A 26382-nucleotide genomic window follows, 5' to 3' on the forward strand; every position below is an offset into this window, starting at 1 on the left:
GGACCGGCCCCACCATGATCCAGCGCAAGGACAGGGGTCAGAGCGGCCAGGCCACCAGCAGAAGCGGCAGGCTGACCACGACCACCAGAATCTCCAGCGGCAGGCCAAGCCGCCAGTAATCGCCAAAGCGAAAGCCGCCGGGGCCCAGGATCAGCGTGTTGTTCTGATGCCCGATGGGGGTCAGGAACGCGCAGGAGGCCCCGATCGCCACCGCCATCAGAAAGCTGTCGGGATTGACACCGAGCGCCGCGGCGATGCCCAGCGCGACCGGGCACAGCACGGCGGCGGTGGCGGCGTTGTTCATCACGTCCGACAGGAACATCGTCGTCACCAGCACCACCGCCAGCGCCGCGACGGCATTGCCCTGCGCGATGGTCTCGACCAGCACGCGCGCCAGCAGATCGGCCGCACCCGTTGCCTGCATCGCACCCGCCACCGGGATCAGCGCGCCCAGCAGCACGATCACCGGCCAGTCGATCGCGGAATAGACCTGCCGGGGCGGCACCGTGCGCAGCAGCATCGAGGCCAGGACCCCGAGCGCAAAGGCCGGGGCCGCGGGCAGAAGACCCAGCGTGACAAGGGCAACGGCGCCCAGCATGATCGCGCCCGCGATGATCGCCATGCGCTTGTCGGGGATGCGCAGTTCCCGCTCGCGCAGGGGCACGCAGCCGGTATCGTTGACGAAATCGGCCATCACCTCGGCCGGCCCCTGCATCAGCAACAGATCGCCCGAGCGGATCCGCAGCGACCGCAGCCGGGTCGGCGGCGGCCGCCCCTCGCGCGAGACGGCCAGCAGGTTCAGCCCGAACCGCGTGCGCAGCCGAAGATCGGTAGCCGATCGTCCCACGATGCTGGACCCCGGCAGAACGGCCAGTTCCCGCAGCACGATATCCTCGTCTCGGTCCGGCTTGTCCTCGGCGCTCTTCTCGTCATGCTTGCCTGCGCCATCTTCCGCGACGTCCTGCGGTCGCGACCCGGGCGCCGTGTCGCCTGCCTCTTCCGAGGATGGACCCTGCTCCTCCAGTTCGATGCCGAACAGCGCCAGCGCCTCGGCCAGTCCCTCGACATCGGCATCCAGAACCAGGATGTCGCCCGCGCGGATGCGTCGGCCGCCATGGGGCGCGGTGATGCGGACCTCGTTGCGCACGAGACCGACCACCTGCGCGCCGCTCTCCTCGATCTCGCGTTCGAAGCCGCGCAGGGTCAGGTGAACGGCCTTGCTCTTTTCGGGCACGCGCACCTCGGTCAGATAGGTGCCGGTGTCGAACGCCTTTCCTGTGGCCGATTTGCGCGCGGGCACCAGCCGCCAGCCGACCAGCACCACGAACAGCACGCCCGCCAAAGCCACCGCGACGCCCACGGGCGCGAAATCGAACATGCCGAAATGCCCCGGCCCCGCCTCGGCGCGAAAGCCCGAGACGATCAGGTTCGGCGGCGTGCCCACCAGCGTCGTCATCCCGCCCAGGATCGTCCCGAAAGCCAGCGGCATCAGCACCTGTCCCGGCATCAGGTCCAGCCGCCCGGCAAGCTGCACCGCGACCGGCATCAACAGCGCCATGGCGCCGACATTGTTCATGAACCCCGACAGCGCCGCACCCAGCCCCATCAGCGCGGCCATGCTGGCCAGTCGCCCGGCCTCGCGCGGCAGAACGCTGCGCGCCAGCCAGTCCACCGCGCCGGTGGTCTGCAGCCCGTGGCTCAGCACCAGCACGCAGGCCACCGTGATCACCGCCGGGTGGCCGAATCCCGCAAAGGCGTCCGCGGCCGGAACGACGCCCGCGACGACGCAGGCCAGAAGTGCCGCCAGCGCCACCACGTCATGGCGATAGCGCCCCCACAGGAACGCCGCCAGCGTGGCGCCAAGGATTGCGAAGATCAGGAACTGGTCCGCGCTCACGGCCCCCTCCGTCCGGTCCTTGCCCGAGGGGACCAGATCGGCGGTCCGGCTGCAATCGTCCTTTCGCCGCGCGCCTCAGATGATCGCGTGCCGCACCCGGGCCGAGACCCATTCGCTGACCACGACGGTCGCCAGGATCACCAGGATAATCAGCGTGACCTGCGGCCAGGCCAGCACGTTCAGGCTGGCCTGAAGCTGCGCCCCGATGCCGCCCGCGCCCACCAGCCCGAGGATCGCGCTTTCGCGGATGTTGATATCCCAGCGGAACACAGAGATGCCGTAGAAGCTGGGCAGCACCTGCGGCACGATCCCGTAATTCAGGATCTGCGCCTTGGTCGCCCCGGTGGCGGTGATCGCCTCGATCTGGGCGATATCCGTCTCCTCGATCGCCTCGTAAAGCAGCTTGCCGATGAAGCCGACCGAGCGGAAGCCGATGGCAAGGATCCCCGCAAGGATCCCGGGGCCCAGGATCGACACCAGCAGCAGCGCCCAGATCAGCGAGTTGATCGAGCGGCTGGCCACGATGCAGAACAGCGCGACGGGCCGCAGGATCATCCGCGAGGGCGTGGTGTTCGAGGCCGCCAGGAAGGCCAGCGGAACCGCCAGCACGATGCCCAGCAGCGTGCCCAGCGTGGCGATGTTGATCGTGTCCCACAACGGCTGCCAAAGCCTGTCCATATACGACCAGCGCGGCGGCCAGGCGCGGCTGGCCAGGTCGGCCGCGGCATGGGGCGCGTCATAGACGAAGACCCACATCGTGCGTTCCGTCATGATGTTCCAGCACCAGACGAACAGCGCGACCAGCCCCAGCCATCCGGCATAGATCGCCAGTCGGCCAAGAAGGGTGCGGTGGTGCCAGACGGGACGTTCGGCGGCGGGAATGTCGGTCACGCTCATTGCACCCACCTGCGCAGATAGCCCGAGGAATATTCCGAGATCATCACGATGGCGATGATGATGAGCAGCACCGCCCCCGCGCTGTCGTATTCATAGCGGTTCAGCGCGGTGTTCAGCGTCGCCCCGATCCCGCCCGCGCCGACGATGCCGATCACGGCGGATTCGCGGAAATTGATGTCGAGCCGGTAGAGCGACAGCCCGATCAGTCGCGGCATGACCTGCGGCTGGATCGCGTAGTTGATCAACTGGAACCACGAGGCGCCGGTCGCCCGGATCGCCTCGGCCTGGGATTCGTCGATATCCTCGATATCCTCGGCCAGCAGCTTGCCGATGAAGCCGATGGTGGCAAAGGTCAGCGTCAGGAACCCCGCAAAGGCGCCAAAGCCGAACAGCGCCACGAAGAAGATCGCGACGATGATTTCCTGCAACGCGCGGGACACGGCGATGATCCCGCGGCAGATCGCGTAGATCCAGCGTGGCGCCACATTCCGCGCCGCGCCGATGCCGATGGGGATCGAGATCAGGACGCCGACCACGGTCGAGGTCAGCGTCATCGTCAGGCTCTCGATCAGCCCGGTAGAGATGTCGCGCCAGCGGGTGGTGAAATCGGGCTGAAGGAACCCCGCGATGAAGCGCTGGCCGCGCTCCATCCCGACCATGACGCGCTGCCAGTTCACCTCGATGGTACCAAGGGCCAGCACCAGCCAGACCAGCGCCCCGATGGCAAGCGCATAGCGCCAGAAGCGCGACTTGATCATCTGCGGCGGGCGCTTCCACCGCGTCGGATAGGTGCCCGGGGACATGCCCGGGGACACGGGGGCGGCGGTGTCGGTCACAGCGCCCTCATCATCTTCTTGGCCTCGTCGCGCTGTTCGGCCTCGGCGGCCTCGTCCTCGGCGGCGGCCTGGCGCATCGCGGTCCAGTCCTCCTCGCCATAGATCTGGGTCAGGACCGCTTCGGTCAGCCCCGTTGCCGGACCGTCGAAGACCACCCGGCCCGCCTGCAACCCGATGATCCGGTCGGCGAATTGCTGGGCCAGGACCACGTCATGGATGTTGATGATCGCAGGCAGGCCGCTTTCGCGGCAGATCTCGACGATCAGCCGCATGATCTGGCGGCTGGTCTTGGGGTCGAGGCTGGCGGTGGGTTCATCCACCAGCAGCAGCTCGGGATCCTGTTCCAGCGCCCGGGCGATGCCCACCCGCTGGCGCTGCCCGCCCGACAGCGCATCGGCGCGCTTGTCGGCATGGGCCGACAGGCCGACGCGATCGAGCAGGCGAAACGCCTTGGCAATGTCCTCGCCGGGAAAGCGGCGGGTGAAGCTGCGCCAGAACGGCACATAGCCCAGCCGCCCGGACAGAACGTTCTCCATGACCGTCAACCGCTCGACGAGGGCGTATTCCTGAAAGATCATCCCGATCCGCCGCCGTGCCCGGCGCAGCTCGCCCGCGCGCAGGCGGGTGATGTCCAGATCGTTCAGCCGCACCGTCCCCTCGGTCGGCTCCACCAGCCGGTTGACACAGCGGATCAGCGTGGACTTGCCCGCGCCCGACGGCCCGATCAGCCCCACGACCTGCCCCTTGGGCACGGTAAAGCTGACATCGGTCAGCGCCTTGTCGCCGGTCTTGTAGACCTTGGTCAGCTTGTCGACGCTCAGCATGGGGCCTCCGCTCGGGACAGGGAAAACGGCAGGCGAGGGGCGCCTGCCGTGTGCATGTTCATATCGAGTCAGTTGCAGGTATAACTGACGCCGGTCGCGGCATCGATCTCGCGCACCACCGACCAGTGTTCCTGGAAGGTGATGGGCATGAACTCGTCCATGTCGAAGGGCGAGAACTCCTGCTGCAGCCGCGTGCCCTCCCAGTCGAAGGAGAAGAAGGCTTCGCGGATCCTGTCCTGCAATTCGGGGGTCAGGTTGTGGACCACGCCGTAGCCGGTGGTCGGGAACGGATCGGATTCATAGACTGTCCGGATATCTGCAAGGTCGATCACGTCGCGCGCTGCCATGCGGATCATCACCTCGTCGGCGATGGCGGCCGCGTCGTAATCCCGGTTCACGACGCCCAGCACCGAATTGTCATGCGCACCGGAAAAGGCCGGGGTATAGTTGGTGCCCGGCTCCCAGCCGAACATCTCGCGCAAGAGCGCCGAAGGTGCCTTGTAGCCGGAATTCGAGGTTTCCGAGGTAAAGGCCAGCGTCAGGCCCTCGATATCGGCCAGGTCCGCGATGTCGCTGTCGACATGGGTGATGAAGGCCATCCGATAGCCATAGCTGCCATCCTTCGCCGCCATGATCGCGAAGGGACGAAAGCCCGCGCAGGCCACGGCCAGCGGGTTCGCGCCGGTGTTGAAACCCGCGACATGCAGACGACCCGCACGCATCGCCTCGATCTGGGCGGCGTTGGACTGGACCGGGAAGAACTGAACCGGTTTGCCGGTCGCTTCCGACAGGTGGTCGATGAACTCGGCCCAGACCTCGGCATAGACGGCCGGATCCTCCACAGGCGTGTAGGCGAAGATCAGAACCGAAGGATCGACCAGTTGCGCCGGGTCGGTGGGAATGTCGGCGATCAGGTCGCCATCGGCATCCGTGAAGCGCGGATCGAGCGTGAAATCGGCCGCAACAGCCGCACCGGCAAGCATGGCCGACAGGGCCACCGAGGTGACGAGGGTCTTCATGTGGTCGTTCTCCCTGACTGGGCCGACGGGACCGTCCCGTCGGCGCGATGCCTTGGCCGGGGCAGACCCCGGTCCGTGACATTCTTGTGTCAGTTACAGGTGTACTGCACGCCCATCGCCGCATCAATCTCGCGGATCACCGACCAGTTGTCCTTGAAGGTGATCGGGATGAACTGCGCCTCGCCCGAGCGCTCGAACTCGGCCTGCAGCGTCGTGCCTTCCCAGTCGAAGCTGAAGAACGCCTCGCGCACCTTTTCCTGCAGGTCGGGATGCAGGTTGTAGACCGTGCCGTAGCCGGTGGTGGGGAAGGTGTCGGACTGGTAGATCACGACCAGTTGATCCTCGGTAATCACGCCACGGTCGAGCATCCGCGCCTTCACCGAGTTGGCAATGGCGGCGGCATCGTAATCCTTGTTCGCGACGCCAAGGATCGAGTTGTCATGCGCGCCCGAGAAGGCCGGGGTGAAATCCGCGCCCGCCTCCATGCCATATTGCGCCGCCAGCAGCGCCGAGGGAGCCTTGAACCCCGAGTTCGAGGTCTCGGAGGTAAAGGCCATGGTGCGGCCCTTGATGTCCTCGACCTTCTCGATGCCCGAACCGGGATAGGTGATGAATTCCATCTCGTAGCCGAAGCTGCCATCGGCGGCGGCCATCATCGCAAAGGGACGGAAACCCGCACAGGCCACCGCCAGCGGGTTCGAGCCGGTGTTGAAGCCCGCCACATGCAGACGGCCCGCACGCATCGCCTCGATCTGGGCGGCGTTGGACTGGACCGGGAAGAACTGAACCGGCTTGCCGGTCACGGCCTCCATATGGGTCAGGAAATCCGACCAGGCTTCGGCATAGACGGCCGGATCCTCGACCGGCGTGTAGGCGAAGATCAGAACCGAGGGGTCAATCCACTGGGCGGCATCCTCGGGGATGTCGGCAATGAGGTCGCCATCGGCATCGGTGAATCGCGCATCAAGCTGGAAGGCGGCGGCGGGCAGTGTCAGCACGGCGGACAGGGCGACGGTCGAGAAGAGACGGGCGATCATTGGACGAGACCTCGGAATTGGAAAGGACTGTCCGGCGGGTAGTCTGGCCACATGAAGATCGCCTGACGGTTTTGTTAACTTTTTGTGACAGGCGCCGTCCGACGCGTCCGGCCTATTCGATCGGAGCGATGTCAAGCCGGATGCGCGCATACCAGTCTGCGGCGGCCCGGATTTCCTCGTCGGTCATCTCGGCAGCGATTTCGGACATGATCGCGTGACGGCGCTTGCCGCTGCGGAACGCCTTGAGCTGGGTGTCGATGTAGATGTTGACCTCGCCCGCAAGGTTCGGCGCATTCAGCGCGACCGAAATGCCGTCGACCCCGTGGCAGGACACGCAGGCGACCGGCGCATCGGCGGCGCTGACACCGTCGGGCAGGGTTGCCGTGGCGACATGCGCGGCATACCAGGCCGCCACATCCGAAATCTGCTGCGCCGACAGGCTGGTGGATACGACCGACATGATCTCGTGCTCCCGCGCGCCGGTCTTGAAGGCCATCAGTTGGGCCTCGATATACTCCTTCGGCTCGCCGCCGATATGGGGGGCAATCGGAACCTGCGCATAGCCGTCCAGTCCATGACAGGTCCGGCACATGTTCGCGACCTGCCGTCCGGCCTCCGGATCCTCGGCCAAGGCAGGGCCGCCCCCGGCGAGCGCAAGCCCGCCGAGGACGAAAAGCACCGAAAGCCGCATTACTCGGCCGGTGCCGGGTTGTAGGCGATGCGCCAGATCGCGCCCGCGAAATCGTCGGAGACCAGCATCGAGCCATCGGGCAGGAAGGCGATGTCCATCGGACGGCCGCGATATTCGCCCGTGTCCTCGTTCAGCCAGCCATCGGCAAAGACCTCGGTCCCGGCGGCGTTGCCGTCTTCGTCCAGCGTGGTGAACATCACCCTGGCGCCGATCGGTGTGGTGCGGTTCCACGACCCGTGCTGGGCCGAGAAGATGCCGCCGCGATACTTCTCGGGGAAGGAATTGCCGCGGTAGAAGCTCATGCCCAGATCCGCGGCATGGGCCGGCATCTCGATCTGCGGCTCGATGAACTCGACGCCCTCGGGACGCGGCACGTTCCTGTATTCGGGGATCTCGACCCGCGCATTGGTCCAGGGGAAGCCGAAATGCTGGCCCGCCGCGGTCTGGCGGTTCAGCTCGCCCGGCGGGATGTCGTCGCCCATGCCGTCAACCTGGTTGTCGGTGAACCACAGGTCGCCATTCGCCGGGTTGAAGTCATGGCCGACCGAATTGCGGATGCCGCGGGTATAGACCTCGCGGCCAGAGCCGTCGGTGTTGATCCGGATGATACCGCCGATGCCGATCTGGTCATACATCTCGTGCTTGTCCACCGGCTGCACGTTGTAGGGCTGGCCGAGCGAGATATAGAGCTTGCCATCCGGCCCCACGCGGCAGACCCGGGCAGTGTGGTTGAAGCTTTCCTCCTCGGGCGGGACCAGTTCGCCCTGCGCCACCACGACGCCCACGGCCGGGTCCGGACCCTCGAAGAAGAACTCCGCCGCCGGGAAGACGAGAACGCGGTTGCGTTCCGCGATGTACAGGAACCCGTCGCGCGAGAAGCACGGCCCGTTGGGGATGTCGAAGGTGATCGAGGGCGCGAAATCCATGACCTGATCGGCCACGCGGTCACGGTCGCGGTCGACCACCGACCAGACCTTGTCCTTGCGCGTGCCGACGAAGATGACCGTTCCCTGCGGCGCCACCGCCATCGAGCGGGCATCGGGCACGACCGCGTAAAGGCTGATCTCGAAACCCTCGGGCACGTTGATATGCGGGATGATGTTTCGCAGCGCCGCGGCCCGGTCCCCTTCCTGGTCGATAAAGGTAAAGGTCGCATCCGTGCGCTGCATGTTCGTGAGCTTGTCCATGTTGTCCTGGGCCGCAAGCGGCGTGGTCATCACGGCGCCGAGCAACAGCCCGGACAACACTCTTTTGCTGAGCATTCTTTTCCTCCCGATCTGGTGGATCCCTTGCGATAGGGAATCCCATGTCGCTCCTCCCGCGACAGCCTCAGCTTTGGACACAGCAAGATTTTTTGTCAATTATTATAATTAAAACAATGGTTTGGTCAAAAATGAAGTCACCAGAAAGGGCGCCGGAAAGTAGGCTTCCCGGTCTGGGCGGCGCTGTGCCGTCGTCAGTCGAGGTGATCTGCCCGCGCCCTCGACGCGGTCAGGCGTCCAGCCTCGGAGATTGCCTCGCTTGATTGCCCGTGGTTTCCGTCGACGCGTCTCACATGCCCGAACGGCTCTGCAATCCATCCATGTGCCGGGTTGCCACGCCCGCCGCGCGAACCGCCCGGGACGGCAGGGCGCCGCCCTTGCCGGATTTGCCCCCAGACGATTCATCACGCCGTCATGCGTGCTCTCCGGAATAGGCCCTCCCGCACTCCTTCCCTGTTCGGGGAAAGCTTAGACCCATGCGGGGCTGGCAGTGGTAGTAGCAACCTACTACATGCCGCCCGGGCTTTTCTGGCAGACTGGGTAACCTGGTGCAGCGCGTCACGCGCGGATCAGGGCGGACCTGAGCGTGGCAGAATAGCCGTTTTCCGCGTAATCTGACGGCATGTCCCCATTGCGCCGCATGCAGGGCGCCTTTGCATATTGGCAATCCGGGTCGCGGCGGCTAAGGGCAGGGGCAGAACATGGACCCGGGGGAGGCTCCCGGGTGGCTCTTCCGGCCGCCGATCCGCCGGTCAACCCGAAAAGCCCAAAGACCCCATTCCGGAAGCGGGCTGAACGCCCCGGCCGGTTCCCGACGAGGTTTCCCATGATGACCCTTTCCGCCTACCGCAACCAATGGCTGGGCAATGTCCGCGGCGACGTGCTGTCGGGCCTTGTCGTGGCGCTGGCCCTGATCCCCGAGGCCATCGCCTTTTCCATCATCGCCGGCGTCGACCCCAAGGTGGGGCTTTATGCCAGCTTCTCGATCGCGGTCATCACCGCCATCACCGGCGGCCGGCCGGGCATGATCTCGGCGGCCACGGCGGCGACCGCGGTGCTGATGGTGACGCTGGTCAAGGACCACGGGCTGCAATACCTGCTCGCGGCCACGGTTCTGGCCGGACTGTTGCAGATCGCGGCGGGGTTCCTCAGGCTGGGGCGGGTGATGCGCTTCGTCTCGCGCTCGGTGATGACGGGGTTCGTCAACGCGCTGGCGATCCTGATCTTCATCGCGCAATTGCCCGAGCTTGACCCGACCAGGGTGACATGGCTGACCTATGCGCTGGTCGCCGCCGGCCTGGCGATCATCTACCTGTTGCCGCTGGTCACCAGGGCGGTGCCTTCGCCGCTGGTGACGATCCTGGCGCTGACCGCGCTGACCATCTGGTTCGGCTGGGACGTGCGCACCGTGGGCGACATGGGCGCGCTGCCCGATACGCTGCCGATGTTCCTGATCCCCGACATCCCGCTGACGCTGGAAACGCTCAGGATCATCCTGCCCTATTCGGTGGCGGTGGCGGTCGTGGGCCTTCTGGAAAGCCTGATGACCCAGCAGATCGTCGATGACCTGACCGACACCACCAGCGACCGCAACCAGGAATGTATCGGACAGGGGCTTGCCAACACCGCGACCGGCTTTGTCGGCGGGATGGCGGGCTGCGCGATGATCGGGCAATCCATCATCAACGTGAAATCCGGCGGGCGGGGGCGGCTGTCGACCTTTACCGCGGGGGCGATGCTTCTGTTCTTCTGCGTGGTGCTGGGCGACTGGGTGGGCCAGATCCCGATGGCCGCGCTGGTGGCGATCATGATCATGGTCTCGATCGGGACCTTCTCGTGGTCCTCGATCAAGGCGCTGCGCACCCATCCGGCCTCCAGTTCCATCGTGATGGTCTCGGTGGTGGTCGCGGTCGTCTGGACCCACAACCTCGCCATCGGGGTGCTGCTGGGGGTGCTGTTGTCCGGCATCTTCTTCGCCGCCAAGATCGCGCAGCTGTTCCGCGTGACCTCGACGCTTTCCCCCGACGGCCGGATGCGGACCTATTGCATCGAGGGGCAGCTTTTCTTCGCCTCGACCGAGGATTTCATGCGCTCCTTCGACTTCCGCGAGGCACTGGACCGCGTCGTGATCGATGTCAGCCGCGCCCATATCTGGGACATCTCGTCCGTTGCGGCGCTGGACATGGCCGTGCTGAAGTTCCGCCGCGATGGCGCCAGTGTCGAGATCGTCGGGCTGAACGAGGCGTCGGAAACCATCGTCGACCGGCTTGCCGTCCATGACAAGTCAGATGCGCTGGACAAACTGAGCGCCCATTGAGTCCGAGGGGGACGACACCATGACCGACACGATCATCGCCTTCGTCGACGGCTCGATCTATTCGCACAGCGTCTGCGAACATGCGGCGTGGATTGCAGGGCGCACCGGGGCTGTAATCGAGCTTTTGCACGTTCTGGGTCCGCGTGAGGGGGCGGCCAAGGCCGACCTTTCGGGCTCGATCAAGCTTGGCGCGCGCAGCGCGCTGATGGAGGAATTGGCCAGTCTCGATGAACAGCGGTCCCGTTTGATGGTTCACCGCGGCCGCGCCATCCTCGACGACGCGGTGGCCGTGATCAATGCCGCCGGTATCACCAACGTCAACTCGCATCTGCGCCATGGAGACATCGCCGAAACCGTCGGAGAGCAGGATCTGGCCGCCGCGATGGTACTGATCGGCAAGCGCGGCGAAACCGCCGAAAAGCCGCAGCGCCACCTGGGGCAGAACCTGGAACGGATCGTCCGGTCGAGCCACCGGCCCGTCTTCGTCGCCTCGCGCGCCTTCCGCCCGATCGAGCGGGTTCTGGTCGCCTGGGACGGCGGCCCGTCGGCGATGCGGGCGGTCGATTACATGGCGCGCAACCCCTTGTTCGCCGGGCTCTCGGTGCGGCTTGTCACCGTCGGAAACGCCACGTCCGAGGCAGCCCGCAGCCTGGGCGACGCGGCGGCGATGCTGCGCGCTGCCGGCATCGAGGCTGCAACCGATATCCTGTCGGGTCAGCCCGCCGCCGTGCTGGGCAAGCTGGAGCAGGACGAGGGGTTCGACCTGCTGGTGATGGGCGCCTATGGCCATTCGCGGCTGCGTACCATGATCGTTGGATCGACCACCTCCGAGATGATCCGCACCTGTCGCGCGCCGGTGCTGCTGGTGCGCTGAACCGATGGACGAGCCGTCGCCGGACCAATTGAGGACGAGGTACCTGCCGCGCTTGCGGAACGAGATGGACGGCCTCAGACAAGCCTCGGCAGCGACGGGCGAGGCTCGTCGACCGGTGCAGCTTGACCAGGCCAGCGTCGGTCGCCTGAGTCGGATGGACGCGATGCAGCAGCAATCCATGGCGGCGGCGCAGGAGGCGCGGCGCCAGGCCCGGGGCCGCGCGCTGGAGGCCGCGATCCGCCGGATCGAGTCCGACGAATTCGGCTGGTGCGACCTGTGCGGCGAGTTCATCGGCGAGAAGCGCCTTGATGTCGATCCGACGCTGACGCGCTGCGTCGGCTGCGCGCGCTGAACCAAACCGAGAGGTCGGTGCGAATGACCTGCCCGGGACCTCAATCATGGAAATGCAGCTCCGGCTGCCGCGCGTTCCTGCGGTCCACCCGGTAGCGCGGACCGTCCGCCGGACGCAGATCGTCGAACGCGACGAAGCGCTCGCGCCCATCGGCCCAACGCCGGATCCAGCCCAGTTGTGTTCCGTCGAGGTCATGGCGCGCCTCGTCCGACCATGGCGCGGTCCAGAACAGCACGGGATCGAAACCGACGCCGCGCCCGGCCGCGTCATAGTCGATGGACAGAAGCCGCGGCGCGCCGTCCGGCTCGACCGGGCCATAGCTGCGCCGCTGATGCGCGGGAAAGGCGACGGTGACGAAGCCGGGCGCGCTGTCCTGCGCGCTGTTATGGGCAAAGACGCCGATATCGACGCGCGCATGGCGGCGGCTGTCATACTCGTCGCCACCACCGGGCGCGGGCAATGTCCAGGGGTCGTGCCAGTCGATGACGATACGCGCGCGCCGCCCCTCGGGGTCGAGCGGTTCGATCCTCACCCGCTTGGGATCGCCCGCCAGAAGCCTCCAGTCGAAGCGCAGCGGGCGGCCGTTCGGGTCCGCGGTCTCCTCGGCGCTGACGATCATCTCGCGCTGCCAGTCGAAATCCCGCCAGATCCGCGCGATCGCCGATGGCGTGTCGAACAGCCGTTCATCCAGCCCCGCCAGCCCGGCCTCCTGCCGGAATCCCTCGTCGATCACGCGCAGCCGGACCATGGGCGGGATCTCGTCCGCCCGCATCCCGGCGGCCTGGGCCACCATCCGCCCGATCCGGATCTGGCCGGGTTCGAAGGCGGCGGGATGGGCGCGGCCCGACAGGTAATCATCGCGACTGCCGACCGTGGAGAGGTTACGGCGCAGGATCATCTGGATCGCGGGCGCCACAAGCCCGTGATCGCGTAGCGCGGACATCGTGTCGGCGGGAAAGGCGGCCAGCGTCATCGCAATGGCGATCAGAAAGCGCCGATCAGAGCCTGACGAGCCCTGGCTGGTGATGGTATAGGGCCAGTTGGCGGGAAACAGATCCTCTGCATCATGGTCGCGATGCTCGGGATAGATGTAGATCGCGTTGCGCTGGTAAAGTTCGGCGGCAAGCTGCGGCCCCATCGGTCGGGTCATGGCAAGGCGCACAAGGCTGCGCGGGGCCGGTCCGGCGGTCAGCGCGGTCGAGGAATTGCCCAGCACGACCGCGGGCAGATGGATCTGGCCCGCCAGACCGTAATCGCGCCCCGCCTCGACCAGATCGGCCGCATAGACCAGCCGGGCAAGGCGCGGGAACAGGTCGGGGCGCAGCGTGGAATGGCCGCGGTCGCGGTTGTCGTAAAGGAGGCCGGCAAAGCCGTTGATCCCGCCCCGCCCCGCCAGATGGCGCAACAGCCGGGTGCCGTCCTCGGTGTTCTGGTCGCCGACAATGGGCAGGGTCCGGTCCTCGTCGGGCAGCGGCAGGCCCGGGGCGGACCAGAGCCCCGGCGCGATCTCGGCCAGATCGGCGCGGGACAGGGTCACCTCTCCGGCAGCCGCCGCCAGCGGAAGCAGCAGCGCCACAAGGGCAAGGCGAAGGAACCGGAGAAGGTCGCGCATGGCCCGATCCTGACCCGGCGCGTCGCCTGCGTCCAGCGCAGGCTTCAGGTCATGCGGATCACGTCCTTGTCGATGGCCAGCATGTAGCCCCGCCGGGCGACGTTCTTGATAAGGAGTTCGCTGACCATCTGGTTGCCCAGCGCATCGCGCAGCCGCTTGATCCTTGTGGCGCCCGCCGCCTCGTCGCAATCCTCGGCGCGGCGGCCCGAGATCGTCGCCTCGATCTCGGCGCCCGACAGCATGTCGTCATCCATCCGCGCCTCGGCCAGCACTGACAGCGTCTCGATCGCGGCAGGCGTCAGCTTGAAGGCCATGCCGTTCAGGATCACCGTGTTCTCGGCCCGGTTGACCGTCAGCGACGAGACGCGGATCCCCGCACGCTCGATCTCGGACATCCGCCGGTTCAGGGTGATGATGGTCAGCAGGAACACCAGCGCCGCGATCAGCAGCGCGGTGGAAAAGACCAGCAGTACGAAGATCACCACCCGGTAGGAGGTCAGCACATCCGCGAATGCGGTGCCTGACTGGGCGAGGATCTCCAGCAGCTTGATCTCGGCGCCCGAGGTCAGGTCGTCATTCTCGACGAAGATGCGCTCGACCCGGATGTTGAAGGCGTCGGCATCGGGCAGGCTGAAGAACAGCACCCCCGCCGCGATCAGCAGGATCGCGACGATGGCGACCATGCCCATGACGACCACCCGCCCGGCCTGAAGCGGGCGGGCGGGCGCCTCGGCGTCGCTATCCGCAGGGGCGCGCACCATGTGGCCTCAGAAGCGCAGGAAGAACTGACCGGCGCTTGCCTTGCGCTCGGCCAGCCCGTCCGCGCCGAAGATCGACATCACGTTCAGCAATTGCCAGCCGTTGCGGCCGATCCGGCGGTCGATCTCGCGCGCGGCATCGCCCCGGCTGCCGCAGGCCGAGGCGGGCAGTTCGATCACGCCGTAATGCAGCCGCAGCGGGTTGTCCTGCTTGGCCTTGTAATCGGCATAGCACTGGGCCGAGGCGGCCCCTGCCAGGAAGATCGCCGCCAGCGCGGCCAGGATGAGGTGATGCGTTTTCATGCGGCCGAGCATGGGCCAGCGCGCGGCGCTATTCAATATCACCCATGGCGCAAGGGGCTTCGCGCCGACGGTTATCCGATAACAGGGGGGCGTTATTGCCTGTCAGCGCGCCCCGGCCGGATGGTCGATCCATCGCAAGGCCGGGCGGGCCGCGTTCCCGCCGACTCGCCCCGGCGCCAACAGGAAAGGACCACGACCATGCCACGCTTCTTCCTTGCCCCGCTTCTGGCCGCCGCCGTCGCGCTGACCCCGATTGCCGCCGCGCCCGCCCGCGCCGCCGACGATCTGGCCAGGATCCTGCTGGGTGCCGCGGCGGTCTACGTCATCGTCGACAAGCTGGAGAGCAACCGCCGCGCCGTGAACCGGGTCGAGAAGAGCCAGGCCGCGGGCTGGCAGTCCCCTCGCGGCTACAACCGGCACCAGGTGATTCCGGCAAGCTGCGTGCGCACGATCAACACCCGCCGCGGACCCGAACGCGTCGTCACCGAACGCTGCCTGCGCAACGAAGGCATCCGCCGCCTGCCCGACCGCTGCGAGATCTCGGTGCGCGGCAACCGTGGCAGCGTCGATGCCTACAGGCTGAGCTGTCTGCAGAATGCCGGTTACCGGGTCGAGGGCCGACGCCGCTGAGGCGACGGTTCGAGCAGGGCGCGGGGGGGTGAGGCCCCGCGCCGGGGGGCGGAGGGACGAGCAGCCTCCGCCCCCTTTTCGTGTTGCGGCCCGGCGCGAAGGGCGCTTGTGTCATCCCATGACCCGCGCCACGCCCCGACCGATCCCAGATTTCTCGCTGGAAACCGACGCCCTTGCCCGGGGCGCCCGCATCGTCGTGGGCGTGGACGAGGTCGGGCGCGGCCCGCTGGCAGGCCCGGTCACGGCGGCGGCGGTGCGGCTGGACCCGGCCGCGATCCCGCCCGGGCTGGACGATTCCAAGCGGCTGACCCCCGCCCGCCGCGCCGCGCTGGCCGAGGCGCTGATGGGGTGCGCCGAGGTCAGCATCGCCCACGCCAGCGTCGCCGAGATCGACGCGCTGAACATCCTGCGCGCCAGCCATCTGGCGATGTGCCGCGCCATTGCCGGGCTGTCGGCGCTGCCCGATCTGGCGCTGATCGACGGCAACCTCCTGCCCGTCGACCTGCCCTGCCCGGGCCTTGCCATCGTCAAGGGCGATGCGCGCAGCCTGTCGATCGCGGCCGCCTCGATCGTGGCGAAAGAGGCACGCGACAGGATCATGGTGGAGCTTGCGCAACACTTCCCCGGTTATGGCTGGGACAGGAACGCAGGCTATCCGACCAGGGCGCATGTCCAGGCGCTCCGAGATATTGGGGTCAGCCCACACCATAGGCGTTCGTTCGCGCCGGTGCACAACATATTGTATCAAGAAAATTCCGTAAGTAGCTGATTCAAAAAGGATTTGACGGCGAATCGGGTTTGACTCAAAGTCACCGCCAAGCAGCGACGCCCGCAACAAGGGCGCGCCAAAAGAGGCAGTGACACGAGATGACCAAGGCGAAAGAGGCGGGGACGCTCCCGCTCAATACCATTCTTGCGGGCGATTGCATCGCGGCGATGAACGGCCTGCCCGAGGCCAGCATCGACCTGATCTTTGCCGACCCGCCCTATAACCTGCAATTGCGGGGCGATCTGCATCGGCCCGACAATTCCCGCGTCGATGCGGTCAACGACCACTGGGACCAGTTCGACAGCTTCGCCGCCTATGACCGCTTCACCCGCGACTGGCTGGCCGCCGCGCGCCGCCTGCTGAAGCCCAATGGCGCGATCTGGGTGATCGGCAGCTATCACAACATCTTCCGACTGGGCGCCGAGTTGCAGAACCAGGGCTTCTGGCTGTTGAACGACGTGGTCTGGCGCAAGTCGAACCCGATGCCGAATTTCAAGGGCAAGCGGCTGACCAACGCCCACGAGACGCTGATCTGGGCGTCGAAATCCGAGGGCGCGAAATACACCTTCAACTACGAGGCGCTGAAATCGCTGAACGAGGGCGTGCAGATGCGCAGCGACTGGGTGCTGCCGATCTGCACCGGGCATGAACGGCTGAAGGACGCCAATGGCGACAAGGCCCACCCGACGCAAAAGCCCGAGGCGCTTCTGCATCGCGTGCTGCTGGCCACGACCAATCCCGGCGATGTGGTGCTGGACCCGTTCTTCGGCACCGGCACCACCGGGGCGGTGGCCAGGATGCTGGGCCGCGACTTCATCGGGATCGAGCGCGAGGAAAGCTATCGCAAGGTGGCCGAGGCGCGGCTGGCCCGCGTGCGCAAATATGACCGCGAGGCGCTGATGGTCTCGACCTCGCGCCGGGCCGAACCGCGGGTGGCCTTTGGCGTACTGGTCGAACGCGGGATGCTGCGCCCGGGCGAGGTGCTGGTCTCGCCGCGCGGCAAGACCGCCAAGGTGCGCGCCGACGGCACGCTGGTCGGCCCGGACGTGACCGGCTCGATCCACCAGGTCGGCGCGGCCTTCGAGGGCGCGCCCTCGTGCAATGGCTGGACCTACTGGCACTACCGCCGCGAGGGCCAGATGGTGCCCATCGACGTCCTGCGCCAGCAGATCCGCGCCGAGATGGCCGAACGGCCGAACTAGACCCCATCGCTTACCGCCTGTGCCTGCGGCCTTCGGGCCGCCGCGCACAACCTTGCCCCGCCATTCCCGTGGCGGGGCTTTTTTTCGTCCGGACCGGGCCGGGGGTCTCGGAATCGGCACGCCACGCCCTAATCTCTCAACCAAAAGGAGGTGTCACATGCGATTTCTTGTGATCGGAGCAAGCAGGGGCATCGGGCTTGAGACCGTGCGCTACGCCCTGCAACGCGAACATGACGTGCGCGCCTTTGCGCGCAGTGCGGACCGGATCGGGATCGAGGATGACCGGCTGGAAAAGCTGACCGGCGACGCGCTGAACCCCGAGGAGGTGGCAGCCGCGCTGAAGGGCGTGGATGCGGTGATCGTGGCCCTTGGCATCCCCAAGACGCTGTCGGGGATAGCCGAGCGCACCACGCTGTTTTCCGACGCGACGCGGGTTCTGCTGCCCGCGATGGCGGCGGCGGGGGTGCGGCGGCTTCTGGTCGTCACCGGCTTCGGTGCGGGCGACAGCAAGGACAGGATCAGCACGGTCGAGAAGATCCCGTTCAAGACGCTGCTCGGCCGGGCCTATGCCGACAAGGATGTGCAGGAGGAGATGATCCGCGCCTCGGATCTGGACTGGACCATCGCGCGGCCGGGCATCCTGATGAACCGCCCGCCCAGCCACGCCTACGAGGTGCTTGTCGAGCCCGAGACATGGCGCAACGGCCTGATCTCGCGCGGGGATGTCGCGCATTTCCTGGTCCATGCGGCCGAGGACGGCAGCCATGTCCACCAAGCGCCGGTGCTGATCCGCTAGGAACCGCGGCCGGAAGACCCCGCTCGCCCTGGCCTTTGCGCCGGGGCTTCCGTGCCCGGGCGGGAGGCGGACGCAAAGGTTCCGGATCGCCGTCCGGCGGGCTGGCCTGTGTCTTCCGGGGTGCGGCGCCTTTCCTCTGATTCTTTGCGGGATGCGTTCGTCTAATCAATCGCGACCGATGCTACCGCGGGCAAGGTCGAACGCCTTGCGCATCACGGTCGGCAGGTCCGAGGGACGGAAATCGTGCCGCGCGACGAAAGCGCCGCGCCGGGGTGCGCAGTCTGCGGGCAGGTCGGCCACGCGCAGCGCAAGGCGCAGGTGGAAATGGGTGAATGTGTGGCGCACCTCGGCCCCCGGATCGCGCCAATCGGCATCGGCCGGGGGGGCACAAACAGGCTCTGTTTCGGCCCAATCCGTGCCCGGCCAGCCCAGCATGCCGCCCAGAAGCCCGCTTTCCGGGCGGCGCTCCAGCAACCACGCGCCATCGGTCCGGCGGCCGATATAGGCAATGCCAAGCCGCGTGGGTTTCGGCGGTTTCGCCAGCTTGCGCGGCAGATCGGCCGCGATGCCCTGCGCCCGCGCCGCGCAGGGTGCGCGCAGCGGGCAGATGCCGCAGGCCGGGCGTTTCGGCGTGCAGATCGTGGCGCCGAGATCCATCACCGCCTGGGCATGATCGCCGGGGCGCCGCGTCGGCGTCAGCCGGGCCGCCAGCGCCGTCAGTTCGGGCTTGGCGGTCGGCAGGGGCGTCTGCACCGCGAACAGCCGCGCCATGACCCGTTCCACATTGCCGTCCACCACCGTCTCGGCCCGGTCAAAGGCGATCGCGGCGATCGCGGCGGCGGTGTAGGGGCCGATGCCGGGCAGGGCCAGCAGCCCCTCGCGGCTGTCGGGAAAGCGCCCACCATGGTCCCGCGCCACGGCCCGCGCGCATTTCAACAGGTTGCGCGCCCGCGCGTAATATCCAAGCCCCGCCCATTCGCCCATCACGGCCGCATCCTCGGCCGCGGCCAGCGCCTCGACATCGGGCCAGCGGGCGGTGAAGCGGTGGAAATAGTCGCGCACCGCCGCCACGGTGGTCTGTTGCAGCATCACCTCGGACAGCCAGACCGCGTAGGGGTCGGGCTGCACCCCCGCCGCCCGCGCCGCAGGCCCCACCCGCCAGGGCAGGTCGCGGGCGTGCAGGTCGTACCAGTCCAGGAAGGCCCGGCTTAGCTCCGCGTCACGCAATCTTTATGCCCCCGCCCCGGTCATTTGTCTGGCTGCCCGCTCTCCTGCCGCTTAAGCTAGGCGCAGGCAAGGGAAAGGACAGGCATGGCCAGGCCGGGCGACAGTCACAGCCGACGCAAGCGGGGGTTCGAGCCCGCGGCGGCGCTGCTGGCCAAGCGCATCCGCAGCGCGGGCGAGAAACGCGGATTTGCCGTGTCGCGCGTGCTGACCCATTGGGCCGAGATCGTGGGCGAGGAGACCGCCCGCATCGCCCGTCCGGTCGAGGTGAAATATGGCCGCGAAGGCTTCGGGGCGACGCTGACCATATTGACCACCGGGGCCGTCGCGCCGCTGCTTGAGATGCAGAAGGACGCGATCCGCGAGAAGGTGAACGCCTGCTACGGCTACAACGCCATCGCGCGGATCCGGCTGACCCAGACCGCGCCCACGGGCTTTGCCGAAGGCCATGCGCAATTCGCCCCGGCCCCGAAACCCGCCCCGGCCCGGCCCGATCCGGCCATCGCGACAGAGGCCGCCGCCCTGTCCGGCGACGTGCATGACGAGGGGTTGCGCGCAGCCCTTGCAGCACTTGGCCAAAACGTCCTATCCCGCCCGAAACGCTAGGGAGACCCGTTCCATGATCCGCATTCTTTCGCTCTCGCTCGGTCTTGTGGCGCTGGCTGCCCTGGGCGGACTGTGGCTGACCTCGGCGCCGAGCCAGGCGCCGGGCCTGTCGCTGACGCCGGTTCCGGCCGCCCATGCCGAGACGGCCCCGCAGATCGAGTCCTTCACGCTGGGCGATCCCGATGCGCCGATCAGGCTGGAGGAGTTTGCCTCGTTCACCTGTGGGCATTGCGGCACCTTCCATGACGAGGTCTTCAAGCAGCTCAAGGCGGAGTATATCGACACCGGCAAGGTGCATTTCACCTATCGCGAGGTCTATTGGGACCCTTACGCGATCTGGGCCGGGCTTCTGGCGCGGTGCGGGGGCGAGATGCGGTTCTTCGGGATCGTGTCCACGATCTACCAGAAGCAAAGCGACTGGATCGACCCCAAGGATCCCTCGAAAACCGCCGAGAGCCTGCGCCAGATCGGGCGGACCGCCGGGCTGGGCAACGACCAGCTCGAAGCCTGCCTGAGCGATGCCGCCATGGCCGCCGCGCTGCGCGACCACTCGGCCGAGATGACCGACAAGGCCGGGGTCAACGCGACGCCGTCGATCGTGATCGACGGGCAGCTCTACAAGAACATGCGCTATCGCGACCTGAAGAAGATCCTCGACGAAAAGCTGGCCGGATAGCCCATGGCGGCGCCGCTTGCCGGATTGCGGGTCATAGAACTGGCCCGCATCCTGGCCGGTCCCTGGGCCGGTCAGGTTCTGGCCGATCTGGGCGCCGAGGTCATCAAGGTCGAGGCGCCCGAGGGCGACGATACCCGCCGCTGGGGGCCGCCCTTCGTCGAACGCGAGGGCGACCGCTCGGCCGCCTATTTCCACGCCTGCAACCGGGGCAAGCGGTCGGTCGCCTGCGATTTCCGCACGCCCGAGGGACAGGCGCTGGTGCGCGATCTGGCCGCCGGGGCGGATGTGGTGATCGAGAACTTCAAGGTCGGCGGCCTTGCGAAATACGGGCTTGATTATCAGTCTCTGTCCCGGCTCAATCCGCGTCTGATCTACTGCTCGATCACCGGCTTCGGGCAGGACGGCCCCTATGCCCACCGGCCGGGCTATGATGCGATCATTCAGGGCATGTCGGGGCTGATGTCGATCACCGGCACGCCGGACGGCCAGCCGCAGAAGGTGGGCGTGGCGGTGGCCGACATCTTCACCGGGGTCTATGCCGCGACCGCGATCCTGGCCGCGATTCATCAGCGGCAGGCGACGGGGCAGGGCCAGCAGATCGACATGGCGCTGTTCGACGTGGCCACGGCGATCACCGCGAACCAGGCGATGAACTACCTGACCACCGGGCAGCCGCCGCAGCGGCTGGGCAATGCCCATCCCAACCTCGCGCCCTACCAGGTCTTCGACTGCGCCGACGGGCATATCATCATCGCGGTCGGCAATGACGGGCAATTCGCGCGGCTTTGCGCGCTGCTGGGGCTTTCCGCTCTGGCGGCCGATCCCGCCTTTGCCACCAACCCGGACCGGATCGCGAACCGCGCGGCGCTGATCGACCGGCTTCAGGCCGCGACACGCCGCTTTGCCAGGGACGATCTGCTGACCGCCTGCGAGGCGCAAGGCGTCCCCGCCGGGCCGATCAACGACATGGCCCAGGTTTTCGCCGATCCGCAGATCCTTCACCGCAGGATGGTGGCCCCGCGCGACGGCGTGCCGGGTCTGCGCACGCCCATCGTGTTTTCCGATGCGGAACTGGCGCTGGACCGCGCCGCGCCGAAACTGGACGCGGATGGCGCGGCGATCCGGCAGGAACTCAGCCGCCGCCAAGCCCCAGCCGATTGAAAGCAGTCTCTATCCCGGCCCAATCCGCGATTTCCAGCCGCACCGGAACCGTCAGCACCTTTTGCCGGAACCCGGGCGGCAGGCGCACCGCGTCCTTTTCCGTGGTCACCAGTTGCGCCCCGATCAGCCTTGCCTCGGTTTCCAGCCGTGTCATCAGCGCGGGCGTCAGCGGCTGGTGATCCTCCAGCGCCTCGGCCCGCATCAGCCGCGCGCCCAGCGCCTCGACCGTGGCAAAGAACTTCTCGGGATGACCGATCCCGGCAAATGCCAGAACGCGCAGCCCCGCCCAGTCCATGCCGGTTTCCAGCGGTCTCAGCGCGCCGGTCAGATGGGGCACGGACAACCGCGTGCCCCAGACGGATGCGAAATGGCGCTGGGCCGGGGCCGGGCCGATCGACAGCACCAGATCGGCGCGCGCTAGACCCGCGGCCACCGGCTCGCGCAGCGGTCCCGCGGGGATCACCCGCCCGTTGCCGAACCCCTTGGCGGCATCGACCACGGCGATGGACAGGTCCTTGGCCAGCGCCGGGTTCTGGAACCCGTCATCCATCACGATCGCCTGTGCCCCGGCCGCCACCGCCGCGCGCGCGCCCGCAGCCCGGTCCCGCGCGACCCAGACCGGCGCAAAGGCCGCCAGCAAGAGCGGCTCGTCGCCGACATCCGCGGCGCTGTGACCGCGTTCCTCGACCCTGACCGGGCCTTCCAGCCGCCCGCCATGGCCGCGGCTGACCACATGCGCCGCCACCCCGCGCGCCGCCAGCCGCTGCACCAGCGCGATCACCGTGGGCGTCTTGCCGGTGCCGCCCGCATTGATGTTGCCCACGCAGATCACCGGCACGCCGACCCGTTCGGGCATCCCGCGCCGCAACCGCCGCGCCGTGCCCAGCGCGTAAAGCGCGCCCAGCGGCGCCAGCGCGCGGGCCGCGATCCCCGGCCTCTCGGGCGGATTGAACCAGAACCCGGGCGGGCGCATCAGCCTGCCTCCGCCAGGGCAAGCGCCTCGATCATCCGGCGCATCACGCGCTCGGTCGCCGCCGAGCCCTCGGTCGAGACCTCCCAGGCGGCGCGGGCCATCTCGGCGGCGCGGTCGGGCGACAGCAGATCGGCCACCGCATCGGCGAGACTCTGTTCGTCCCGCACCGGCCGCGCGGCCCTGGCCCCGGAAAGCCAGCGGTAATGCGTCGCGTGCGCGTCGGTGGCCGGGCCATGCACGATGGCCGAGCCCAGCGCCGCGGCATGGTAGGGATCGGGGCCGGGCGCGCCCGCCAGCGTGCCGCCGATAAAGGTCAGTGGCGCAAGCCGCAACCAGAGCCCCAGTTCGCCCTCGGTATCGGCGACATAGATCTGCGTTTCGGTCTCGGGCTCCTCGTCCTCGGAGCGCAGCGATACCTCCCACCCCTCTGCCCGCAGCCGCCGGGCCAGCGCCGGTCCCCTTGCGGGATCGTCCGGCACGAGCAGCAGCAACAGCCGGTGCGCCTGCCGGATCGCGCGGGAATGGGCCGCGACGACGACCGCCTCTTCCTCGGGCCGGATGCAGGCGGCCAGCCAGGCGGGGCGCGCCCCCATCATCCGGGCCAGAACCTCGCGTTCGGTCTCGCTGCAGCGCAGGACCGCACTGCCCTCGGACAGCGGACCACAGGGGATCATCTGGACCGACGATGCGCCCAGCGCGCGCAACTGCTCGGCGCAGGCCCGGCTTTGTGCATAGATGCGATCGAAACGGCGCAGCATCCGCCGCGTCACCCCGCCGCCCAGCCGCCAGCGGCCGCGCCAGCTTTCGGGCAGGTCGCGGGCGATCAGGAACAGCGCAGCGCCGCGGGCATGGGCCTGGGCCAAGGCGGCCATCGGCAGGGTCTGGGGGTAGAAGACGGCGATATCCGGCCGCCAGTCCGCCACGAACTCGGCCGCGGCGCGCTGGCTGTCGCGCGGAGCGGCGGCAAGATGCAGCGCGCCCGGGCGAAGCAGCCCGCCGGTCCAGTCGGGCAGGCCATCCTCGCCGGTCACCAGGACCGCAAGATCCGGACGTTCGGAGTTCAGCATGCGGATCAGTTCGGCGGCGGCAAGCCGTTCCGCAGGTGGCGGCGCATGCAGCCAGACCACCGGGCCATCGGGCCGCGTGCCCGGATCCTGCCCCCCGCCCGCCATCCGCGCCGCTTTCAGGTCCCGAGTTCCTCGGTTGGTCCGGCCTCGGCCTCTTCGTCGCGCAGGCGGTGGATATGGGCGATGAAATAGCGCATATGGGCATTGTCCACGGTGCGCTGGGCCTCGGCCTTCCAGGCCGCATGGGCGCTGGCATAGTCGGGGAACATGCCCACGATATGGATGTCGTCGGTGTTGCGGAACACCGTCCGGCCGGGATCGACCAGTTCGCCGCCAAAGACCAGATGCAGGCGCTGGGTCATCGTCATCCCCCTTGGGTTCTGCCTTGCCGTCAGCCGCACCCTAGACCAAGCAAGGGGACCGTGAAAGGGCGCATCGGGGCGTCAGGCCAGCCGCGCGATCACCTCGTCATGCAGCGGCGGCGGCGCGGCGATCACCCCGCGCGATACCGGGATCGCGGTGTTGAAGGCCAGCGCGGCACCTGCCCGGTCGGTGACCCGCGCGCCCGCCTCGGTGGCGATCAGGCTGCCCGCCGCGGTGTCCCAGTCCCAGCTGTCCCGCAGCGTCAGCATCGCGTCGAACCGCCCCTCGGCCACCAGGCACAGCCGATAGGCCAGCGAGGCGCGCAGCGACCGGTGGACAGAGGGCGGCGGCCCCGACCAGTGCCGCGGTTCGAGCGCCGGGCGCGAGGTCAGCACCGCCGCCCCATCCAGCAGCGCCCGCCCGCTGGCCCGGATCGGCACGCCGTTCAGCGTGGCGCCGCCCCCGGCGGTGGCGGCGTAAAGCTTTTCCAGCATCGGCAGATAGACCGCAGCGGCCACCACCCGCCCCGCCGCGGCCACCGCCAGCGCATGGGCAAAGGACTTGTCGCCTTCCAGAAAGGCCCGGGTGCCGTCCAGCGGATCGACGACGAAGACGCGCTCGGCGCCCAGCCGCGCGGGGCCGTCCTCGGTTTCCTCGGACAGCCAGCCATAGCCCGGCCGCGCCGCCATCAGCCGCTCGCGCAGCATGGCGTCGATTTCCAGATCGGCCTCGGTCACGGGGCCCTGATGGCCGGGCTTGTCCCAGACGCGCAGCTTGCGTCTCCAGTGGCGTTCGGCGATCCGGCCTGCGGCCTCGGCCGCCTCGATCAGCAGCGCAAGGTCAGTCGCCGGCAAGCGTCAGCCCCTCGACCAGCAGGCTTGGCACCCGATGCGACTTGTGATCCCGGGCATCGTTGGCCGGAACGATCCGGCGCAGCATGTCGGGCAGGCTTCCGGCGATGGTGCATTCATTGACCGGCCAGGCGATCTGCCCGTTCTCGACCCAGAAGCCCGCAGCGCCGCGGGAATAGTCGCCCGTGGTCGGGTTGATCGTGCTGCCAATCATCGAGGTCACCACAAGCCCGGTGCCCATCTCGGCGATCAGGTCGCCGCGGGTGCGCGTGCCCGGCGTCAGCGTGACATTGCCCGAGGACGGCGACGGCGGAGAGGACACGCCGCGCGCGGCATTCGCTGTGCTGTCCAGCCCCAGCTTGCGCGCGGTGCCCAGATCCAGCACCCAACTCGCCAGCACCCCGTCCGCGACCAGCGCACGCCGCGCGGTCGCCAGCCCCTCGCCATCGAAGGGGCGCGAGCCTGCGATGCGCGGCCGGTGCGGTTCGGCGATCAGCGACAGCCCCGCGGGCAGCACCGCCTGCCCCATCATATCGCGCGCCCAAGAGGCGCCGCGCACGATGGCGGTGCCGTTGATCGCCGACAGCAGATGCCCGATCAGCGAGGATGCCACCCGCTCGTCGAACAGCACCGGGTAGGCGCCGGTTCGGGGCCGGCGGGGCGCGGCGCGTTCAATGGTTCGTTCCCCGGCAATGCGGCCGATTTCCTCGGGGCCGGGCAGATCGGCCTGGAAGACCCGCGCCTCGTGGCACCAGTCGCGTTCCATGCCCGTGCCCTCGCCGCAGATCGCGACGCAGGATGTCGAGCGGATGGTCCGCTCGTAGCCGCCCGCAAAGCCGTTCGTCGCGGCCAGAAACAGCCGCTGCCGGTCATAGCCCGCGCCCGCCGATTCGATCTGGGTGATGCCGGGAACGGCCCGTGCGGCCGCCTCGGCCCGGCGCGCATCCTCCTCCAGCATGGCGGGTTCGGGTTCGGGCGCGGGATCGGCCAGTTCCAGCGCGGCGATGTCGAGTTCGCGGGCGATCTGGCCGGGATCGGCCAGCCCCACGGTCGGATCCTCGGGCGCCTCGCGCGCCATGGCGACGGCGCGTTCGGCCATCTCGGCCAGCGTCGCGGGCCGCGTGTCCGACGCGGAAACACAGGCCTGCCGCCGCCCGATCAGCACGCGCAGCCCGATCTCGGTGCTTTCGGCGCGCTCGGCCTGTTCCAGCCGCCCGCCGCGCACGTCGATGGACAGCGATGCCTCTGCAACCGCCAGCGCATCCGCCGCGTCGGCACCGGCCTTGAGCGCGGCATCCAGCAGCGCGGCGGTCAGCGTTTCGATTGTGTCGGGCATCGGGCCTCCGGCGATGGATCTGGCGTTCAGGTAGGCCGCCCGCGCCCCC

The 26382-nt window shown here is 68.1% G+C and carries 27 protein-coding genes and 1 other annotated feature; of the genes, 10 read left to right on the forward strand and 17 right to left on the reverse strand.

Features of this window, described 5'->3' with window-relative positions; all coding sequences use genetic code 11:
* Window positions 1–37: 37 nt before the first annotated feature.
* The 8 genes from EV216_RS01685 to EV216_RS01720 form a co-directional block, all read right to left on the reverse strand.
* The gene (locus tag EV216_RS01685; RefSeq protein ID WP_132693321.1) at window positions 38–1897 is read right to left on the reverse strand and encodes an SLC13 family permease; all 1860 of its coding nucleotides are present in this window, start codon (window positions 1895–1897) and stop codon (window positions 38–40) included.
* Between the two features lie 75 nt (window positions 1898–1972).
* Window positions 1973–2794, reverse strand: coding sequence for a phosphonate ABC transporter, permease protein PhnE (gene phnE, locus EV216_RS01690; protein WP_132693322.1), 822 nt, complete (start codon window positions 2792–2794; stop codon window positions 1973–1975).
* Window positions 2791–3552, reverse strand: coding sequence for a phosphonate ABC transporter, permease protein PhnE (gene phnE / locus EV216_RS01695; RefSeq protein ID WP_243641932.1), 762 nt, complete (start codon window positions 3550–3552; stop codon window positions 2791–2793). Before phnE (EV216_RS01695) ends, phnE (EV216_RS01690) begins: the two co-directional genes overlap by 4 nt.
* Before the next feature lie 74 nt (window positions 3553–3626).
* Window positions 3627–4454: a phosphonate ABC transporter ATP-binding protein gene (gene phnC, locus EV216_RS01700; protein WP_132693323.1), complete on the reverse strand. Its 828-nt coding sequence runs from the start codon at window positions 4452–4454 to the stop codon at window positions 3627–3629.
* Between the two features lie 68 nt (window positions 4455–4522).
* Window positions 4523–5473, reverse strand: coding sequence for a phosphate/phosphite/phosphonate ABC transporter substrate-binding protein (gene phnD / locus EV216_RS01705; protein WP_132693324.1), 951 nt, complete (start codon window positions 5471–5473; stop codon window positions 4523–4525).
* Between the two features lie 89 nt (window positions 5474–5562).
* Window positions 5563–6510: a phosphate/phosphite/phosphonate ABC transporter substrate-binding protein gene (phnD, locus tag EV216_RS01710; RefSeq protein ID WP_132693325.1), complete on the reverse strand. Its 948-nt coding sequence runs from the start codon at window positions 6508–6510 to the stop codon at window positions 5563–5565.
* A 112-nt stretch (window positions 6511–6622) separates the two neighbouring features.
* Window positions 6623–7201 (reverse strand): c-type cytochrome, encoded by a 579-nt coding sequence (locus tag EV216_RS01715; RefSeq protein ID WP_132693326.1) that lies wholly within the window; start codon window positions 7199–7201, stop codon window positions 6623–6625.
* Complete coding sequence (locus EV216_RS01720; RefSeq protein WP_243641939.1) at window positions 7201–8418, reverse strand: PQQ-dependent sugar dehydrogenase; 1218 nt, start codon at window positions 8416–8418, stop codon at window positions 7201–7203. Before EV216_RS01720 ends, EV216_RS01715 begins: the two co-directional genes overlap by 1 nt.
* Window positions 8419–9163: 745 nt before the next feature.
* Window positions 9164–9221, forward strand: a sequence feature (sul1 is cis-regulatory element that is thought to sense ions involved in sulfur or methionine metabolism; They are found in Alphaproteobacteria).
* Window positions 9222–9289: 68 nt separating this feature from the next.
* On the opposite strand from EV216_RS01720, the gene EV216_RS01725 reads away from it, so the two are divergent.
* The 3 genes from EV216_RS01725 to EV216_RS01735 all read left to right on the forward strand — a co-directional run bounded on the left by EV216_RS01725 (window position 9290) and on the right by EV216_RS01735 (window position 12006).
* Entirely contained in the window at window positions 9290–10780 is a 1491-nt protein-coding gene (locus EV216_RS01725) for a SulP family inorganic anion transporter (protein WP_132693328.1), read from the forward strand.
* A gap of 19 nt (window positions 10781–10799) precedes the next feature.
* On the forward strand, window positions 10800–11654 hold the full coding sequence (locus EV216_RS01730; protein ID WP_132693329.1) for a universal stress protein: 855 nt from the start codon (window positions 10800–10802) through the stop codon (window positions 11652–11654).
* Between the two features lie 64 nt (window positions 11655–11718).
* Entirely contained in the window at window positions 11719–12006 is a 288-nt protein-coding gene (locus EV216_RS01735) for a TraR/DksA family transcriptional regulator (RefSeq protein ID WP_243641933.1), read from the forward strand.
* Window positions 12007–12046: 40 nt separating this feature from the next.
* Here EV216_RS01735 and EV216_RS01740 read toward each other — a convergent pair whose 3' ends face one another.
* From EV216_RS01740 to EV216_RS01750, 3 genes are read right to left on the reverse strand one after another with little or no spacing between them, the layout of a single operon-like run.
* Window positions 12047–13618 (reverse strand): hypothetical protein, encoded by a 1572-nt coding sequence (locus EV216_RS01740; protein WP_132693331.1) that lies wholly within the window; start codon window positions 13616–13618, stop codon window positions 12047–12049.
* Window positions 13619–13662: 44 nt separating this feature from the next.
* Window positions 13663–14379 carry a winged helix-turn-helix domain-containing protein gene (locus EV216_RS01745; RefSeq protein ID WP_424511160.1) on the reverse strand — a complete coding sequence of 239 codons (717 nt, stop codon included), beginning with the start codon at window positions 14377–14379 and terminating at the stop codon, window positions 13663–13665.
* A gap of 6 nt (window positions 14380–14385) precedes the next feature.
* Entirely contained in the window at window positions 14386–14679 is a 294-nt protein-coding gene (locus EV216_RS01750) for a hypothetical protein (RefSeq protein WP_132693332.1), read from the reverse strand.
* A 198-nt stretch (window positions 14680–14877) separates the two neighbouring features.
* On the opposite strand from EV216_RS01750, the gene EV216_RS01755 reads away from it, so the two are divergent.
* From EV216_RS01755 to EV216_RS01770, 4 genes are all read left to right on the forward strand, one after another.
* On the forward strand, window positions 14878–15309 hold the full coding sequence (locus tag EV216_RS01755) for a hypothetical protein (protein ID WP_132693333.1): 432 nt from the start codon (window positions 14878–14880) through the stop codon (window positions 15307–15309).
* Window positions 15310–15427: 118 nt separating this feature from the next.
* Window positions 15428–16078: a ribonuclease HII gene (locus EV216_RS01760; protein WP_132693334.1), complete on the forward strand. Its 651-nt coding sequence runs from the start codon at window positions 15428–15430 to the stop codon at window positions 16076–16078.
* A gap of 98 nt (window positions 16079–16176) precedes the next feature.
* Window positions 16177–17280: a site-specific DNA-methyltransferase gene (locus EV216_RS01765; RefSeq protein ID WP_132693335.1), complete on the forward strand. Its 1104-nt coding sequence runs from the start codon at window positions 16177–16179 to the stop codon at window positions 17278–17280.
* A 157-nt stretch (window positions 17281–17437) separates the two neighbouring features.
* Entirely contained in the window at window positions 17438–18076 is a 639-nt protein-coding gene (locus EV216_RS01770) for an NAD(P)-dependent oxidoreductase (protein ID WP_132693336.1), read from the forward strand.
* 165 nt (window positions 18077–18241) lie between these two features.
* Here EV216_RS01770 and mutY read toward each other — a convergent pair whose 3' ends face one another.
* Window positions 18242–19303, reverse strand: a complete 1062-nt coding sequence (gene mutY / locus EV216_RS01775; protein ID WP_132693337.1) for an A/G-specific adenine glycosylase — start codon at window positions 19301–19303, stop codon at window positions 18242–18244.
* A gap of 84 nt (window positions 19304–19387) precedes the next feature.
* On the opposite strand from mutY, the gene EV216_RS01780 reads away from it, so the two are divergent.
* Genes EV216_RS01780 through EV216_RS01790 form a run of 3 tightly spaced genes read left to right on the forward strand, consistent with a single transcriptional unit; the run spans window position 19388 to window position 21743 of the window.
* Window positions 19388–19906, forward strand: a complete 519-nt coding sequence (locus tag EV216_RS01780) for a DUF721 domain-containing protein (RefSeq protein WP_132693338.1) — start codon at window positions 19388–19390, stop codon at window positions 19904–19906.
* A gap of 13 nt (window positions 19907–19919) precedes the next feature.
* Window positions 19920–20582 carry a DsbA family protein gene (locus EV216_RS01785; protein WP_165899112.1) on the forward strand — a complete coding sequence of 221 codons (663 nt, stop codon included), beginning with the start codon at window positions 19920–19922 and terminating at the stop codon, window positions 20580–20582.
* 3 nt (window positions 20583–20585) lie between these two features.
* Window positions 20586–21743, forward strand: a complete 1158-nt coding sequence (locus EV216_RS01790) for a CaiB/BaiF CoA transferase family protein (protein ID WP_132693340.1) — start codon at window positions 20586–20588, stop codon at window positions 21741–21743.
* Here the strand turns inward: EV216_RS01790 and lpxK are convergent.
* From lpxK to EV216_RS01815, 5 genes are all read right to left on the reverse strand, one after another.
* A complete protein-coding gene (gene lpxK, locus EV216_RS01795; protein WP_132693341.1) occupies window positions 21715–22716 on the reverse strand; it encodes a tetraacyldisaccharide 4'-kinase in 1002 nt (333 codons plus the stop codon). The two genes, EV216_RS01790 and lpxK, sit on opposite strands and share 29 nt — an antisense overlap.
* Entirely contained in the window at window positions 22716–23888 is a 1173-nt protein-coding gene (locus tag EV216_RS01800) for a 3-deoxy-D-manno-octulosonic acid transferase (RefSeq protein ID WP_132693342.1), read from the reverse strand. Before EV216_RS01800 ends, lpxK begins: the two co-directional genes overlap by 1 nt.
* A gap of 11 nt (window positions 23889–23899) precedes the next feature.
* Window positions 23900–24145, reverse strand: coding sequence for a DUF4170 domain-containing protein (locus EV216_RS01805; RefSeq protein WP_132693343.1), 246 nt, complete (start codon window positions 24143–24145; stop codon window positions 23900–23902).
* 81 nt (window positions 24146–24226) lie between these two features.
* On the reverse strand, window positions 24227–25000 hold the full coding sequence (locus EV216_RS01810; protein ID WP_132693344.1) for a 3'(2'),5'-bisphosphate nucleotidase CysQ: 774 nt from the start codon (window positions 24998–25000) through the stop codon (window positions 24227–24229).
* Entirely contained in the window at window positions 24987–26333 is a 1347-nt protein-coding gene (locus EV216_RS01815) for a TldD/PmbA family protein (protein WP_132693345.1), read from the reverse strand. Before EV216_RS01815 ends, EV216_RS01810 begins: the two co-directional genes overlap by 14 nt.
* Window positions 26334–26382: the final 49 nt, after the last annotated feature.

Source organism: Rhodovulum steppense, from assembly GCF_004339675.1.
GTDB lineage: Bacteria > Pseudomonadota > Alphaproteobacteria > Rhodobacterales > Rhodobacteraceae > Rhodovulum > Rhodovulum steppense.

What these genes read in the sequence shown, in the direction of transcription:
- phnE (WP_132693322.1), bottom strand. Translation starts at nt 2,794, where the DNA reads ATGAGCGTGACCGACATTCCCGCCGCCGAACGTCCCGTCTGGCACCAC.
- phnE (WP_243641932.1), bottom strand. Translation starts at nt 3,552, where the DNA reads ATGATCAAGTCGCGCTTCTGGCGCTATGCGCTTGCCATCGGGGCGCTG.
- phnC (WP_132693323.1), bottom strand. Translation starts at nt 4,454, where the DNA reads ATGCTGAGCGTCGACAAGCTGACCAAGGTCTACAAGACCGGCGACAAG.
- phnD (WP_132693324.1), bottom strand. Translation starts at nt 5,473, where the DNA reads ATGAAGACCCTCGTCACCTCGGTGGCCCTGTCGGCCATGCTTGCCGGT.
- phnD (WP_132693325.1), bottom strand. Translation starts at nt 6,510, where the DNA reads ATGATCGCCCGTCTCTTCTCGACCGTCGCCCTGTCCGCCGTGCTGACA.
- EV216_RS01715 (WP_132693326.1), bottom strand. Translation starts at nt 7,201, where the DNA reads ATGCGGCTTTCGGTGCTTTTCGTCCTCGGCGGGCTTGCGCTCGCCGGG.
- EV216_RS01720 (WP_243641939.1), bottom strand. Translation starts at nt 8,418, where the DNA reads ATGACCACGCCGCTTGCGGCCCAGGACAACATGGACAAGCTCACGAAC.
- EV216_RS01725 (WP_132693328.1), top strand. Translation starts at nt 9,290, where the DNA reads ATGATGACCCTTTCCGCCTACCGCAACCAATGGCTGGGCAATGTCCGC.
- EV216_RS01730 (WP_132693329.1), top strand. Translation starts at nt 10,800, where the DNA reads ATGACCGACACGATCATCGCCTTCGTCGACGGCTCGATCTATTCGCAC.
- EV216_RS01735 (WP_243641933.1), top strand. Translation starts at nt 11,719, where the DNA reads ATGGACGGCCTCAGACAAGCCTCGGCAGCGACGGGCGAGGCTCGTCGA.
- EV216_RS01740 (WP_132693331.1), bottom strand. Translation starts at nt 13,618, where the DNA reads ATGCGCGACCTTCTCCGGTTCCTTCGCCTTGCCCTTGTGGCGCTGCTG.
- EV216_RS01745 (WP_424511160.1), bottom strand. Translation starts at nt 14,379, where the DNA reads ATGGTGCGCGCCCCTGCGGATAGCGACGCCGAGGCGCCCGCCCGCCCG.
- EV216_RS01750 (WP_132693332.1), bottom strand. Translation starts at nt 14,679, where the DNA reads ATGAAAACGCATCACCTCATCCTGGCCGCGCTGGCGGCGATCTTCCTG.
- EV216_RS01755 (WP_132693333.1), top strand. Translation starts at nt 14,878, where the DNA reads ATGCCACGCTTCTTCCTTGCCCCGCTTCTGGCCGCCGCCGTCGCGCTG.
- EV216_RS01760 (WP_132693334.1), top strand. Translation starts at nt 15,428, where the DNA reads ATGACCCGCGCCACGCCCCGACCGATCCCAGATTTCTCGCTGGAAACC.
- EV216_RS01765 (WP_132693335.1), top strand. Translation starts at nt 16,177, where the DNA reads ATGACCAAGGCGAAAGAGGCGGGGACGCTCCCGCTCAATACCATTCTT.
- EV216_RS01770 (WP_132693336.1), top strand. Translation starts at nt 17,438, where the DNA reads ATGCGATTTCTTGTGATCGGAGCAAGCAGGGGCATCGGGCTTGAGACC.
- EV216_RS01780 (WP_132693338.1), top strand. Translation starts at nt 19,388, where the DNA reads ATGGCCAGGCCGGGCGACAGTCACAGCCGACGCAAGCGGGGGTTCGAG.
- EV216_RS01785 (WP_165899112.1), top strand. Translation starts at nt 19,920, where the DNA reads ATGATCCGCATTCTTTCGCTCTCGCTCGGTCTTGTGGCGCTGGCTGCC.
- EV216_RS01790 (WP_132693340.1), top strand. Translation starts at nt 20,586, where the DNA reads ATGGCGGCGCCGCTTGCCGGATTGCGGGTCATAGAACTGGCCCGCATC.
- lpxK (WP_132693341.1), bottom strand. Translation starts at nt 22,716, where the DNA reads ATGCGCCCGCCCGGGTTCTGGTTCAATCCGCCCGAGAGGCCGGGGATC.
- EV216_RS01800 (WP_132693342.1), bottom strand. Translation starts at nt 23,888, where the DNA reads ATGGCGGGCGGGGGGCAGGATCCGGGCACGCGGCCCGATGGCCCGGTG.
- EV216_RS01805 (WP_132693343.1), bottom strand. Translation starts at nt 24,145, where the DNA reads ATGACCCAGCGCCTGCATCTGGTCTTTGGCGGCGAACTGGTCGATCCC.
- EV216_RS01815 (WP_132693345.1), bottom strand. Translation starts at nt 26,333, where the DNA reads ATGCCCGACACAATCGAAACGCTGACCGCCGCGCTGCTGGATGCCGCG.